Here is a 13,934-nt window from a genome sequence, read left to right as displayed (position 1 = left end):
CCATGCTGAAAAAACTCGCCCTCGCCGCCGGCTCCGTACTGTTTGCCGCCAACCTGATGGCTGCTACCCCGGCCAAGGCGCCTCACGTGCTGCTGGACACCACCAACGGCCAGATCGAAATCGAACTGGACCCGGTCAAGGCACCGATCAGCACGAAGAACTTCCTTGAATACGTCGACAGCGGTTTCTACAACAACACCATTTTCCACCGCGTGATCCCGGGCTTCATGGCTCAGGGCGGCGGCTTCACCCAGCAGATGCAACAGAAAGAAACCAAGGCGCCGATCAAGAACGAGGCCAGCAATGGCCTGCACAACGTTCGCGGCACCCTGTCGATGGCGCGTACTTCCAACCCTGATTCGGCGACCAGCCAGTTCTTCATCAACGTCGCCGACAACGCGTTCCTCGACCCGGGTCGCGACGCCGGTTACGCGGTGTTCGCCAAAGTGGTCAAGGGCATGGACGTCGTGGACATCATCGTCAACTCGCAGACCACCACCAAACAAGGCATGCAGAACGTGCCTGTCGACCCTGTGATCATCAAGTCGGCCAAGCGCATCGACTGAGTTTCGCCGGGCATATCGAACGGCGTGGGGCTGAGCCTGCGCCGCTCGCACTGATAAAAGGAGAGCCCGGATTCCGGGCGGTTATCTGATGCTCTATCGCCGTTTCGAACAACTGATCGATATCTTCCGCGACGCCCCGACGGCGTCCCCGCCGGACCGCGTCTGGCCCTTCTACGTCTATTACCTGAAGCAGGTCTGGCCAAGTTTTGCTGCCCTGCTCGTCATCGGCCTGTTTGCCTCATTGATCGAAGTAGCGCTGTTCAGCTACCTGAGCCGCATCATCGATCTGGCGCAAGGCACGCCCAACCCGAATTTCTTCAGCGACCACGCCCTCGAATTGACCTGGATGCTGGTGGTCGCTCTGGTGCTGCGACCGATCTTCTTTGCCCTGCACGACCTGCTGGTGCATCAGACCCTGAGCCCCGGCATGACCAGCATGATCCGCTGGCAGAACCACAGTTACGTACTCAAGCAGAGCCTGAATTTCTTCCAGAACGACTTCGCCGGGCGCATCGCCCAGCGCATCATGCAGACCGGCAACTCGCTGCGCGATTCTGCCGTGCAAGCGGTCGACGCGCTGTGGCACGTGGTGATCTATGCGATCAGTTCGCTGGTGCTGTTCGCCGAGGCCGACTGGCGCCTGATGATCCCGTTGCTGACCTGGATCGTCGCTTACATCGGCGCGCTGTATTACTTCGTGCCGCGGGTGAAGGAGCGCTCGGTGGAAGCCTCTGACGCGCGCTCGAAATTGATGGGGCGCATCGTCGACGGCTACACCAACATCGCCACGCTGAAACTGTTCGCCCACACCAACTTCGAACAGCACTACGCCAAGGAAGCCATCGAAGAACAGACCGTCAAAGCGCAAATGGCCGGTCGCGTGGTGACCAGCATGGACGTGGCGATCACTACCATGAACGGCCTGCTGATCGTCGGCACCACGGCGCTGGCGTTGTGGCTGTGGACGCAGTCGCTGATCACCGTCGGCGCGATTGCCCTGGCCACCGGCCTGGTGATTCGCATCGTCAACATGTCCGGCTGGATCATGTGGGTGGTCACCGGCATTTTCGAAAACATCGGCATGGTTCAGGACGGTCTGCGCACCATCTCACAACCGGTCAGCGTCACCGACCGCGACGAGGCCAAACCGCTGGCCGTGGCCTCGGGCGAAGTGCGTTTCGAGCACGTGGATTTTCACTACGGCAAGAAGCGCGGGATCATCGGCGACCTCAACCTGAACATCAAACCGGGGGAAAAAATCGGTTTGATCGGCCCGTCCGGCGCTGGCAAATCAACCCTGGTCAACCTCTTGCTGCGCCTGTACGACGTCGAGGGCGGGCGCATCCTGATCGATGGGCAGAACATTGCCGAAGTCGGCCAGGAAAGCCTGCGTGCGCGGATCGGCATGATCACTCAGGACACCTCGCTGTTGCACCGCTCGATCCGTGACAACTTGCTTTACGGCAAACCCGACGCCACCGACGCCGAACTGTGGGAGGCGGTGCACAAGGCTCGCGCCGATGAGTTCATTCCACTGCTATCCGACGCTGAAGGCCGCAGCGGTTTCGACGCGCATGTCGGCGAGCGCGGGGTGAAACTCTCGGGCGGTCAGCGCCAGCGCATCGCGATTGCGCGGGTGCTGCTCAAGGACGCGCCGATCCTGATCATGGACGAAGCCACTTCGGCGCTGGATTCGGAAGTCGAAGCGGCGATTCAGGAAAGCCTCGAGACCTTGATGCAGGGCAAAACCGTGATCGCCATCGCCCACCGTCTCTCGACTATCGCGCGCATGGACCGTCTGGTGGTGCTGGAAAACGGCAAGATCGCCGAGAGCGGCACCCACGCCGAACTGCTCGCCCATCGCGGCCTGTATGCGCGGTTGTGGGCGCACCAGACCGGAGGGTTTGTCGGTATCGATTGATCGCGCGATATGATCGTTCCCACGCTCCGCGTGGGAACGATCATGGTCAGGTTTGGCGATAGGGCAACGCGGTGCGGGCCTCTTCGGCATAGGCCAGAACCCCGGCGCGCTCCTGCTTGAGGAAATCCTTCACCGCCGCTTTCAGCCCCGGATGGCGCAGGTAATGCCAGGAATGGGTGATCACCGGTTCGAAGCCGCGAATCAACTTGTGCTCGCCCTGCGCCCCGGCATCGAAACGCTGGATGCCTTGGGCAATCGCGTAATCCATGCCCTGATAAAAACACGTCTCGAAATGCAGCCGATCAAACTCGGCCAGGCAACCCCAATACCGCCCGTAGAAACTGTCGCCACCGACCAGGCTGAACGCCATCGCCACCGGCCGTGAGCCCTGCTTGGCCAGGACCACGCGAATCGCCTCGGGCATACGTTCGGCCAGCAGGCTGAAGAACTCCCGCGTCAGGTACGGCGCCTGACGCCGCACCGCGTAGGTGTTGGCATAACAGGCGTAAACAAAATCCCACTGCGCCTCGCCCAGCTCACGCCCCTCCAACCACTCGAACTCAAAGCCCTGCCCCGCCACCTGCTCGCGCTCCTTGCGCATCTGCTTGCGCTTGCGTGAGCTGAGGGCGTCGAGGAAGTCCTGAAAGTCGCGGTACTCACGGTTCTGCCAGTGATATTGACAGCCAATACGCTGCAGCCAGCCCGGCTGCCCGGCCATCGCCGCATCGGTAAACGGATCAGTGAAATTGATGTGCGCGCTGGAGAGCTCTTCGATCTGCAAATAGCCGGGCAGACTTTTCAGCAGTTCGAAACCGTCCTCCACTGTTGCCGCCAGCAAGCGCGGGCCGCTGACCGGGCTGAAGGGCACGGCAGTCAGGAGTTTGGGGTAGTAATCAATGCCGGCGCGGGCGCAGGCATCGGCCCAGCCGTGATCGAAGACGTACTCGCCGTAGGAATGCCACTTGCGATAACTGGGCAGTGCGGCGATCAGTCGATCATCTTCGATGTGCAGTAAATGTTCGGGCTGCCAGCCTGAGTGCGGGCCGACACTGCCGCTGTCTTCCAGCGCGCTGAGGAAGGCGTGACGCAGGAACGGCTGGTTGTCCGGCACCAGCGCATCCCAGCTTGCCGGGGCGATTTCTGACAGGTCTTGCAGGCGTTGCAACGGCATTCACTGGCACTCCACAGCTTGGCGACAAAGCCCGGCGAGTATCGCTGATCGCGACCCCGTTGCACACGCTCAATCGGCCGACAGCGCTCTAACTCGATAGTTCACGCCTGATCCGCATCGTCATCAACCTGCCATCACTGTGCCACCGCTCTGTCATAAACCATCGCGATACTGGCGCCTGTTTTTAGAGCGCCGGGTTCTAACCCGGACACAGTTTTCCGGCCTTCAGGCCGGTTGTGCCCAGGATGGTTCAGCCATCCCCTTCATCTTCGGAGATTGCTATGCGTCTTGCTTCCACGAAAACTGCAGCGGCCCTGTGCGGCGGCTTGTTGCTGGCCATGAGCGTTCCGGCCAGTGCTGCAGTCGACGCCAAACTGCTCGACATGCTCAAGGCCAACGGGTCGATTTCCCAGGCGCAGTACATCGAGCTGCAAACAGAACTGGCCAAGGATCAGAAGGCTCAGCAAATCGCCCAACAGGCGCAGCAGGAAACCAACGAACAAGTGGCGGCGGTCGCGAAGAAGACCAACGAACAGAGCCTGTTCGATCAGAAACTGGCCTGGGCGGCCAAGACCCAGTTCAAGGGCGACCTACGTATCCGTCAGGAAACCATCAAGATCGACGGCGAGCCGAACAACGGCGGCCGCGACAAGGACCGCCAGCGCATCCGTGCGCGTCTGGGTGCCTATACCGAGATCAACCCGCAAGTCGACACCGGTATCCGTATCGCCACCGGCGGCGGTGACGACGCGCGCTCGACCAACCAGGATCAGGACAACTACTTCGACAAGAAGCAGATCTGGCTCGACCTCGGCTACATCGACTATCACCCGGATCAGATCAAGAACCTGCACGTGATCGGCGGCAAGATGCTGCAACCATGGGTAAGCATGGGCGACGTGATCTGGGACAGCGACATCAACCCGGAAGGTCTGGCCGTTACCTACAAATACCCACTGGGCGGCAGCGCCGAACTGTTCGGCAGCCTGGGTAACTACAACCTCAAGGACAACGTTGACGGCGACGGCGTGCAATTCCGCCACGACCTGCGCCTGACCGCTGGCCAGTTGGGCAGCCGTTTCAACATCACTGACAACCTGAAGATGACCGTCGGCGGCAGCGTTTACGCTTACCAGAATGACGATGACAGCCGCTGCACCGGCACCTCGACGCCGTGCGCCCTGGCAGTCAACGGCAACTCGGCCGACAACGAATTCCGTCTGTATGAAGGGTTCAGCCAGATCGACATCGGCGGCCTGCCAATGCCGCTGTCGTTCTACGGCCAGTACGTGAAGAACAACGATGCCGTAACCGATCAAGACACCGCATGGTTGCTCGGCGCCAAGTCGAAAGTCTTCGGCTTCAACCTCGACTACAACTATCGCGACGTGCAGCGCAACGCCGTGGTCGGCGCCTTCACCGACTCCGACTTCGCCAACGGCACCACCGGTTCGCGCGGGCACAAGTTCAAGGTCGGTTACGACATCGACAAGAACTTCGCCGTCGGCGCCACATACTTCCTGACCAAGGCCGACTTCGCCAGCCGCAGCCAGCGCGATGCAGATGCCAACACCCTGCAGTTGGATGCTGAAGCGAAGTTCTAAGAAAACAGCTACAAGCTTCGAGCGACAAGCTGCAAGTCACCGCTCCCCTTGCGACTTGTCGTTCGAAGCTGATGTCCTGCAGCCCGGTGCAATGCCAGCGATCCCCATCATCCGTTCGCTGACGCTGCCCCGGGCTGACTCTTTCAAGGACTGTCGTCGCGCCTCTGCGTCGCCAGACGCTCAGCCAAAGCATCCACTCCCTCTTCCGGTTGTTCCGGCAGCGCCTTCAGGGTTGCCTGCATCACGCGCATCTGCCGCATGAAGCGCCGGCAGTTGGGGCAGAACAACAGGTGATGACGCACCATCAGCGTCTCGCGAAAGCTCAGTTGGCCATCGAGATAATCGCTGGATCGTGCCACTTGCTCCTTGCAGGTCAACATTCTCCTGTCTCCTCAAAATGTTCCACGGTCGCAAAGACCTTCAAGCGTGCCCGATGCAGCAGCACGCGGACATTGGAGAGCGAGATCTCCAGAAGATTACAGATCTCTTCCAGCTCCAGGCCCTGGCGTTCGCGCAACAGCAGGACACTGCTCTGCAGCTCGGACAAACTCAGCAACGTGTGTTCGAGGCATTCACGCAGTTCGTTTTCGGTGAGCAGCGCCTCTGGGGTGTCCTGATGCCAGGCAAATGGCGCGACCAGCCAATGACCGTCGCTCGAGGAAAATCGATCGTCACCGATGGTGCCGTGAGGTGATGGCAGGTCGTCGAGCAGGACTTCCCGGCGATTGAGCTTGTAGCGACTCTTGGCCGAATTGGCGGTAATGGTCAGCAACCAGGTTTTGAGGCTGGACCGGCCTTCGAAACTGGCCAGATGGCGCACCACCGACAGCCAGGCATCCTGCACCACTTCCTCGACATGACGCTGGCCGACAATCGCGTAAGCCACCGCGCGCATGGCGCTCTGATAGGTGGTGACCAGTTCCTTGAAAGCCTTTTGCTCCCCCGCCAGCAAGCGCGTGAGCAGTTGGGTGTCGTCAGCCGCCATCCATCAATCCCCTTGTCCGGACTTCGAAAATGAACGCGGCAGGTGTGCACCTGCCGCGACGTCCGAAAAATTACAGCGTTTCAGCCGCTTCGAATGTAGGAAAGATCGACGCGATTAAGGGGAAATTAACCTATATCAGCGCTTGCGCAGCAACACGCTACCGATCGAATAACCGGCACCAAACGAACTGAGCACCGCCAGCGAACCCGAGGCCAGATCATCCTGATATTTGTGGAAAGCAATGACCGAACCGGCCGAGCTGGTGTTGGCGTAGCTGTCGAGAATCACCGGGGCTTCTTCTTCGGTAGCTTCGCGGCCGAGCAGCTTGCGCACGATCAGGTGGTTCATGCTCAGGTTGGCCTGGTGCAGCCAGAAACGCTTCACGTCGCCGACGTTGAGCTGGTTCTCTTCCAGGTGCTCGCCAATCAGCTCGGCGACCATCGGGCAGACATCCTTGAACACCTTGCGGCCTTCCTGCACGAACAGCTTGTCGCGGGCACCGATGCCCTCTTCCGCCGCTCGGTTGAGGAAGCCGAAGTTGTTGCGGATGTTGTTGGAGAACTTGGTCAGCAGTTTGGTGCTGACCACGTCGAACTGGTACGGGGAGGTCGCCAGATCCGCGCGCTCGATGATCACCGCAGTCGCGGCATCGCCGAAGATGAAGTGGCTGTCGCGATCACGGAAGTTCAGGTGCCCGGTGCAGACCTCCGGGTTGACCATCAGGATCGCCCGCGCCTGGCCCAGTTGCACGCTGTTGGCGGCGGCCTGGATGCCGAAGGTGGCCGAAGAACACGCCACGTTCATGTCGAAACCGAAACCTTCAATGCCCAGCGCTTCCTGGACTTCGATAGCGATGGCCGGGTAGGCGCGTTGCAGGTTGGAGCAGGCGACGATCACGCCGTCGATGTCGGCGGCGGTTTTGCCGGCTCGTTGCAGGGCTTGTTCAGCCGCGCCGACGGCCATCTGGCAGAGCACCGACCATTCATCGTTGGAACGCTCGGGCAGGCGCGGGGCCATGCGTTGCGGATCGAGGATGCCGTCCTTGTCCATGACAAAGCGGCTCTTGATGCCCGAGGCCTTTTCGATGAACGCGGCGCTGGATTCGGTCAGGGCCTGGACTTCACCGCTGGCAATCGCCTCGGCGTTATCGGCGTTGAACTGGGCGACGTAGGTATTGAAAGACTGCACCAGCTCTTCGTTGGAGATGCTGTTGGCCGGTGTGTACAGGCCGGTGCCGCTGATGACGACGTTATGCATGGTCGTTTCTCTAATCTGTTCAGGCAGAAAGTGCTGGAACCGTCGTACCAACACGCAAAGGGTCTATTCCCATCCGGGGGACGCAAACCTGGCATCGTTTTATTCCGCAGCGCGACACGGCCGAAGGCTCTGGGTCGCGAAACGGCGGGTTATGGTGGCGAAGTTTGCCATAAACCCGAGATTTTGGCGCCTTTCTCCTGCTCAACTCGATCCCTGCAGGAGCTGCCGAAGGCTGCGATCTTTTGATGATCGTTCCCACGCTCCGCGTGGGAATGCAGCCCGTGACGCTCCGCGTCACTGGACGCGGAGCGTCCCCAGAGGCATTCCCACGCAGAGCGTGGGAACGATCGATGAACCGAGCTCGCAGGTTTTGGGGCGGCTTCGCCACCCAACGGGGATAAATCCCCTCGCCACAAAGACCGCTTCCTCAGGGGGATTGTGTATGGCTGCAGGTCAGGGCTCGACCTGGCTCCACTGTTTGCTCAGGCGCTTGTCGGAGATCGGCACTTTCGTCCCCAACTGTTGAGCGAACAGCGACACGCGGTATTCCTCCAGCCACCAGCGGTACAACTCCAGCTGCGGATCACGCTTGCCTTCCTGCGCATGCTTGGCCGCGCGGGTCTGGTATTGCGCCCACAGGCCAGCGAGTTCGCCACTCCAGACCCGATCCTTCTGCACCTGTGCGCCGAGTTTCTCGAAACGTTGCTCGACCGCTTTCAGATAACGCGGCAACTCCTTGAGCCACTGCATCGGCGTTTCGCGGACGAAACCCGGATAGACCAGATTGCCGATCTGTTGCTTGATGTCGTTGAGTGCCACCGCTTGCGCCAGATCGATCTTGCCCTTGAAGCGTTTTTGCAGACGGTGCCAGATCTTGAGGATTTCCAGCGTCAGCCGCGCAACCCGCTCGGCGTGCTCGGTCCAGTTGCCGCGTTTGCGTTCGGCCAATGCCGCCAATCCGGCGCCATCGCGGGGCAACGGGTCTTCACCTTCGAGAATGCAGCTGTCGAGGCTGGCCAGCAGAATGTCTTCGACCAGCGCATCGACCCGGCCCAGTTCGCGATACAGCAAGCCCAGTTCAGTCTGCCCGGGCAACTTGCCCCGGAGGAATTTCGCCGGCTCGGCCAGTTGCTGCATGAGCAAGCGCTGCAAGGCGCGACGATGCTGGAACTCGGCTTCGGCGGGGGTGGAGAAACGCCCTTCCTTGACCGTGCCGCCCTCTTCCACCAGCGCCGGGTACACCGTCATCGACAACCCGGCGATCTTTTGCTGGGTCTTTTCCGCCACTGGCGCGAAGACTTTTGCCTCCACCGGTTGCTGACTTTGCGCACTCTGCGGCACCGCCAGCGCGGCCTGGCTGGCTTCGGCGAAGCGTGCGGTCAGCTCAGCCAGATCGCGGCCTTCGCCAAGGAACTTGCCCTCGCCATCGACGATTTCCAGGTTCATGCGCAGATGGCTCTCAACCTGCTGCGCCGCTTCCGCCCACGCTTCATCGCTGACCCGCGCGCCGGTCATGCGCAGCAGCTCGCGACCGAGCGCTTGCGGCAGCGAACCTTCGGCGAAAGTCATGCGCTGCAACGCGGCCTTGATGAAGTCCGGCACTGGCACGAAGTTCTTGCGCAGGGCTTTCGGCAGGTTGCGCACCAGAGCAATGCACTTGGCCTCGATCAGCCCCGGCACCAGCCATTCCAGACGCTCCGGCGGCAGCATCGGCAGCAGCGGAGCCGGCACGCGCAAGGTCACGCCGTCGCGCGGGTGATTGGGCTCGAAGTGATACGTCAGCGCCAGTTCCAGATCGCCGATGTGCAGCGTGTCCGGGTAATCACGGGCGGTGACTTCGCTGGCCTCGCGGGCCAACACGTCTTCTTCGCGCATGATCAACAGCTGCGGATCTTTCTGGCTGTTGACTTTGTACCAACTGTCGAAGGTCGCGGTCTGGTGGATCTCCGCCGGCAGACGCGCATCGTAGAAGGCGTAGAGGGTTTCTTCGTCGGCGAGAATGTCGCGACGGCGCGCCTTGGCCTCGAGTTCGTCGAGCTGCTCGAGCAGTTTCTGATTGGCACTCAGGCATTTGGCCCGCGACTGAATCTCGCCGCGCACCAGACCTTCGCGGATAAACAGCTCACGGGAAACCACCGGATCGACCGGGCCGTAATGCACCGGGCGGCGACCGACGACGATCAGGCCGAACAGGGTGATCTGCTCGTAGGCGACGACCTGGCCGCGCTTCTTCTCCCAATGCGGCTCGAAGTGGTTTTTCTTGATCAGGTGTCCGGCCAGCGGCTCGATCCAGTCGGCATCGATCTTGGCGACCATGCGCGCGTAGAGTTTGGTGGTTTCCACCAGTTCGGCGGTCATCAGCCACTGCGGGCGCTTCTTGCCGATGCCCGACGACGGGTGAATCCAGAAGCGCCGCTGCCGCGCGCCGAGGTAATCGCCGTCTTCGGTTTTCTGGCCGATCTGGCTGAGCAAGCCGACCAGCACCGCTTTGTGCAGCTTCGGATAATCCGCCGGCTCCTTGTTCAGGATCAACTGCATGTCGCGGCAGATCAGGCTCAACTGACGATGAGAATCACGCCACTCGCGCAAGCGCAGGTAATTGAGGAAATTCTTCCGGCACCAATTGCGCAGCGGATTGGCGGTCAGCGCCTGGCGCTGTTCTTCAAAACCACGCCACAGATTGACCAGCCCGGCGAAGTCGGAATCCGGATCCTTCCATTGCGCATGGGCCTGATCCGCCGCTTGCTGACGCTCCGGTGGACGCTCGCGCGGGTCCTGAATCGACATCGCACTGGCGACGATCAGCACTTCCTGCAGACTGCCGAGCTTGGCCGCTTCCAGCAGCATGCGGCCCATGCGTGGGTCGACCGGCAAACGCGCCAACTGGCGACCGAGTGGTGTCAGCTGACTGTTGCGATCCACCGCCGATAGCTCTTGCAGCAGGTTGAAACCGTCGCTGATCGCCTTGCCGTCCGGCGGCTCGATAAACGGGAACGCGGTGATTTCACCGAGGCGCAGATGGAGCATCTGCAAAATAACGGCGGCGAGGTTGGTGCGCAGAATTTCCGGATCGGTAAATTCCGGGCGCCCAAGGAAGTCCTCTTCGCTGTACAAACGCACGCAGATACCCGGCTCGACCCGGCCGCAACGACCTTTACGCTGATTGGCGCTGGCCTGGGAAATCGCCTCGATCGGCAAGCGCTGCACCTTGGCGCGGTAGCTGTAACGACTGATGCGCGCGGTGCCGCTGTCAATCACATAGCGAATGCCCGGCACGGTCAGCGAGGTCTCGGCGACGTTGGTCGCCAGCACCACGCGGCGGCCCGGATGCGACTGGAAAATCCGCTGCTGTTCAGCCGGCGACAGGCGCGCGTACAGCGGCAGGATTTCGGTGTGTTTGAGCTGGGCCTTGCGCAACATGTCGGCGGCGTCGCGAATCTCGCGCTCGCCGGGCAGGAACACCAGCACATCGCCGGGGCTGCGTCGTTCGCTGCGCTCGTAGGCGGCGATTTCGTCGAGAGTGGCGAGAATCGCCTGATCGACGGTCAGGTCGTCCTCGACCCGGTTGCCCTCTTCGTCCTGCTCCAGGGTCAGCGGCCGGTACCAGGTTTCCACAGGAAAAGTACGGCCCGACACTTCGACGATCGGCGCGTCATCGAAGTGCTTGGAGAAGCGCTCCAGATCGATGGTCGCCGAAGTAATGATGACCTTGAGGTCGGGACGGCGTGGCAGCAGGGTTTTCAGGTAGCCGAGGAGGAAATCGATGTTGAGGCTGCGTTCGTGGGCTTCGTCGACGATGATCGTGTCATAGCGTTCCAGATAACGATCGTTCTGGGTTTCCGCCAGCAGAATGCCGTCGGTCATCAGTTTGATCAGGGTGTTGGAATCGCTTTGATCTTCAAACCGCACCTGATAGCCGACCAGCGCTCCAAGCGGCGTGCCGAGTTCTTCGGCGACACGGCTGGCGACACTGCGCGCGGCGATCCGACGCGGCTGGGTATGGCCGATCAGACCGTGCTGGCCGCGACCGATTTCCAGGCAGATCTTCGGCAACTGGGTGGTTTTGCCCGAACCGGTTTCGCCGGCGATGATCAGTACCTGATGTTGCTCCAGGGCCTTCTTGATCTCGTCGCGCTTGGCCGCGATCGGCAAACTGTCGTCGTAACGAATCACCGGCAGGCTCGCGCGACGCGCCAGTACCTGATCACAGGACGCCTGCATCCGCGCCACCCACTGGGCCAGTTTGGCCTCGTCGGGTTTCTTGCGCAGCTCAAGCAACTGCCGCCGCAGCCGGTGACGGTCGGCGAGCATGGCGTGATCGAGGTTTTTCAGCAGTTTGTCGATGGAGGGCGATTCGTCGGTCATCGGGTAGGCAATTCGGTCGTCTATTTATGCAGGGGGCGGATTGTCGCAGATTTGCGGCACCGAACACGACTGTGAGGTGCTCTTGTGGCGAGGGGATTTATCCCCGATCGGCTGCGCAGCAGTCGCCGACTGGATATCAACGTCGATCTGAAGCGTCTGAGTTGAATGGTTTTGGGGGTGCTTCGCACCCCATCGGGGATAAATCCCCTCGCCACAATGTATTCAGGGGGATTTATTCGTTATTGCGGCCCTTGCGCCGGTAGGGGAAGACGTCGATGACCTTCCCCGCCCGAATCGCCTCCTGCAAGCCCTTCCAGTAATCGGCGTTGTACAACTCGCCATGCAATTGATCGAACAATTTCCGCTGGCCCGAATCGGCAAACAGGAACGGCGGAAACTCTTCGGGAAACACGTCAAGCGGGCCGATCGAGTACCACGGCTCGGAGGCCATTTCGTCCTCCGGCGTGCGCGGTTGCGGGATGTGGCGGAAGTTGGCTTCGGTCAGGAAGCAGATTTCGTCGTAGTCGTAAAACACCACGCGCCCGTGACGGGTGACGCCGAAGTTTTTCAGCAGCATGTCGCCGGGAAAAATATTCGCCGCCGCCAATTGCTTGATCGCCAGACCGTAATCTTCCAGCGCTTCGCGCACTTGCGCGTCGTTGGCATTTTCCAGATAAAGGTTGAGTGGGGTCATCCGCCGCTCGGTCCAGCAGTGGCGGATCAGCACGGTTTCGCCTTCGACCGAAACCGTCGACGGCGCGACCTCTAGCAGTTCCTCCAGACACGCCGGATCGAACTTGCTCAGCGGAAAACGAAAGTCGGCAAATTCCTGGGTATCGGCCATACGCCCGACCCGATCGACGCTTTTCACCAGACGATACTTTTCGATCACCGTGGCGCGGTCGACGTTTTTCGACGGAGAGAAACGGTCCTTGATGATTTTGAATACGGTGTTGAAACCCGGCAGGGTGAACACGCTCATGACCATGCCACGCACGCCCGGGGCCATGATGAACTGATCGTCAGTGTTGGCCAGGTGATTGATCAGCGCGCGGTAAAACTCCGACTTGCCGTGCTTGTAGAAGCCAATCGAGGTGTACAACTCGGCGATGTGCTTGCCCGGCAGAATGCGTCGCAGAAAACCGATGAACTCCGCCGGCACCGGTACATCGACCATGAAATACGAACGGGTGAAAGAGAAGATGATCGACACATCGGCTTCGTCGGTGATCAACGCATCGATCTGAATGCCTCGACCTTCGCGGTGCAACAACGGAATCACCAGCGGCCACTGCTCGTCGCGGGTATAGATGCGTCCGACCAGATACGCGCCTTTATTGCGGTAGAGCACCGAGGAAAATAGCTCGACGCCCAGCTCCGGGTCCTTGCACACCCAGTCCGGCAGGTTCTCGCGCAATTGCGCTTCGAGCCGCAGCAAGTCGCCGGGCAGATCAGCGTAATCCTCGCTGAAGCGGTAATCGGAAAAAATACTCGCGAGCATCCCGGACAACTGGCCCTGCGGCTTGTATGTGCGGGTTTGCGCGGCGCGGGCTCGGCGCAGGCTCGGGCGCGTGGTGTGGATGAACATGCAGCCGTCGCTGATCAGGTCGTGGCTGAACAGCCCGCAGAAAATCGAGTTGTACCAGGTTTCGGACAGCTCATCGTCGAAGCGCAGGTCGATCACACTGATATAGGCGCTTTTCACCAGCGGCCAGCAGCTGACGTCCATCAGGGTCTCTTCGTCGAAATACTCGCGCAGGCGAGCGACGGTTTCGCCAACCTTTTCTTCGTACAGACTGATCCGCGCCGCCGAGGCGGCCTGGGCTTCTTGCCAGCGCGCCTGTTCGAAACGCTCCCGCGCGCCGTCGGTGATGCGGCGGAAATGCTCGCGGTAATCGTCGAAGCCGGCGAGGATCATCCGGGCGATCTCGGTGGCTGGCCATTGCTGCGACATAAATGAAACCTCGGCGGGAAATCGATTCGTTTGAGCTTAGTCACGGAACCGTCCGCAGGAAAAGCGCAATTTCTGCCAAAATCGATACGGGGTTGACCGTTGACGGGGTTT

Annotated in this window: 9 protein-coding genes; 3 read left to right on the top strand and 6 right to left on the bottom strand. The window is 60.8% G+C overall.

Translation table 11 applies throughout. The annotated features are described in order from the left end of the window. Nucleotides 1-2: 2 nt before the first annotated feature. Together D8U82_RS09240 and D8U82_RS09235 are read left to right on the top strand one after the other, a co-directional pair. A complete protein-coding gene (locus D8U82_RS09240) occupies nt 3-566 on the top strand; it encodes a peptidylprolyl isomerase (RefSeq protein ID WP_016771201.1) in 564 nt (187 codons plus the stop codon). A gap of 88 nt (nt 567-654) precedes the next feature. After that, nucleotides 655-2,487, top strand: coding sequence for an ABC transporter ATP-binding protein (locus D8U82_RS09235; RefSeq protein WP_130902077.1), 1,833 nt, complete (start codon nt 655-657; stop codon nt 2,485-2,487). 46 nt (nt 2,488-2,533) lie between these two features. Here D8U82_RS09235 and D8U82_RS09230 read toward each other — a convergent pair whose 3' ends face one another. Continuing rightward, nucleotides 2,534-3,658, bottom strand: coding sequence for a GNAT family N-acetyltransferase (locus D8U82_RS09230; RefSeq protein WP_130902076.1), 1,125 nt, complete (start codon nt 3,656-3,658; stop codon nt 2,534-2,536). A gap of 281 nt (nt 3,659-3,939) precedes the next feature. Here D8U82_RS09230 and D8U82_RS09225 point away from each other — a divergent pair, with 281 nt between their 5' ends. Beyond that, a complete protein-coding gene (locus D8U82_RS09225) occupies nt 3,940-5,262 on the top strand; it encodes a putative porin (protein WP_130902075.1) in 1,323 nt (440 codons plus the stop codon). A 143-nt stretch (nt 5,263-5,405) separates the two neighbouring features. Here D8U82_RS09225 and D8U82_RS09220 read toward each other — a convergent pair whose 3' ends face one another. From D8U82_RS09220 to aceK, 5 genes are all read right to left on the bottom strand, one after another. Then, on the bottom strand, nt 5,406-5,642 hold the full coding sequence (locus tag D8U82_RS09220; protein ID WP_016771205.1) for a zf-HC2 domain-containing protein: 237 nt from the start codon (nt 5,640-5,642) through the stop codon (nt 5,406-5,408). Next, nucleotides 5,636-6,247, bottom strand: a complete 612-nt coding sequence (locus D8U82_RS09215; RefSeq protein ID WP_041478829.1) for a sigma-70 family RNA polymerase sigma factor — start codon at nt 6,245-6,247, stop codon at nt 5,636-5,638. The genes D8U82_RS09220 and D8U82_RS09215 overlap by 7 nt, the downstream gene beginning before the upstream one ends. A gap of 135 nt (nt 6,248-6,382) precedes the next feature. After that, nucleotides 6,383-7,504, bottom strand: coding sequence for a beta-ketoacyl-ACP synthase III (locus tag D8U82_RS09210; protein ID WP_016771207.1), 1,122 nt, complete (start codon nt 7,502-7,504; stop codon nt 6,383-6,385). Nucleotides 7,505-7,957: 453 nt separating this feature from the next. Beyond that, nucleotides 7,958-11,869, bottom strand: coding sequence for an ATP-dependent RNA helicase HrpA (hrpA, locus tag D8U82_RS09205; RefSeq protein WP_130902074.1), 3,912 nt, complete (start codon nt 11,867-11,869; stop codon nt 7,958-7,960). 232 nt (nt 11,870-12,101) lie between these two features. Further along, on the bottom strand, nt 12,102-13,823 hold the full coding sequence (gene aceK / locus D8U82_RS09200; RefSeq protein ID WP_130902073.1) for a bifunctional isocitrate dehydrogenase kinase/phosphatase: 1,722 nt from the start codon (nt 13,821-13,823) through the stop codon (nt 12,102-12,104). Nucleotides 13,824-13,934 lie beyond the last annotated feature (111 nt).

It is taken from the genome of Pseudomonas sp. Sample_23 (genome assembly GCF_004307595.1).
In the GTDB taxonomy this organism is placed as follows: Bacteria; Pseudomonadota; Gammaproteobacteria; order Pseudomonadales; family Pseudomonadaceae; genus Aquipseudomonas; species Aquipseudomonas atacamensis.
The sequence above is the reverse complement of the archived record's forward strand: the minus strand, read 5'-3'. Positions and strand labels throughout refer to the sequence as shown.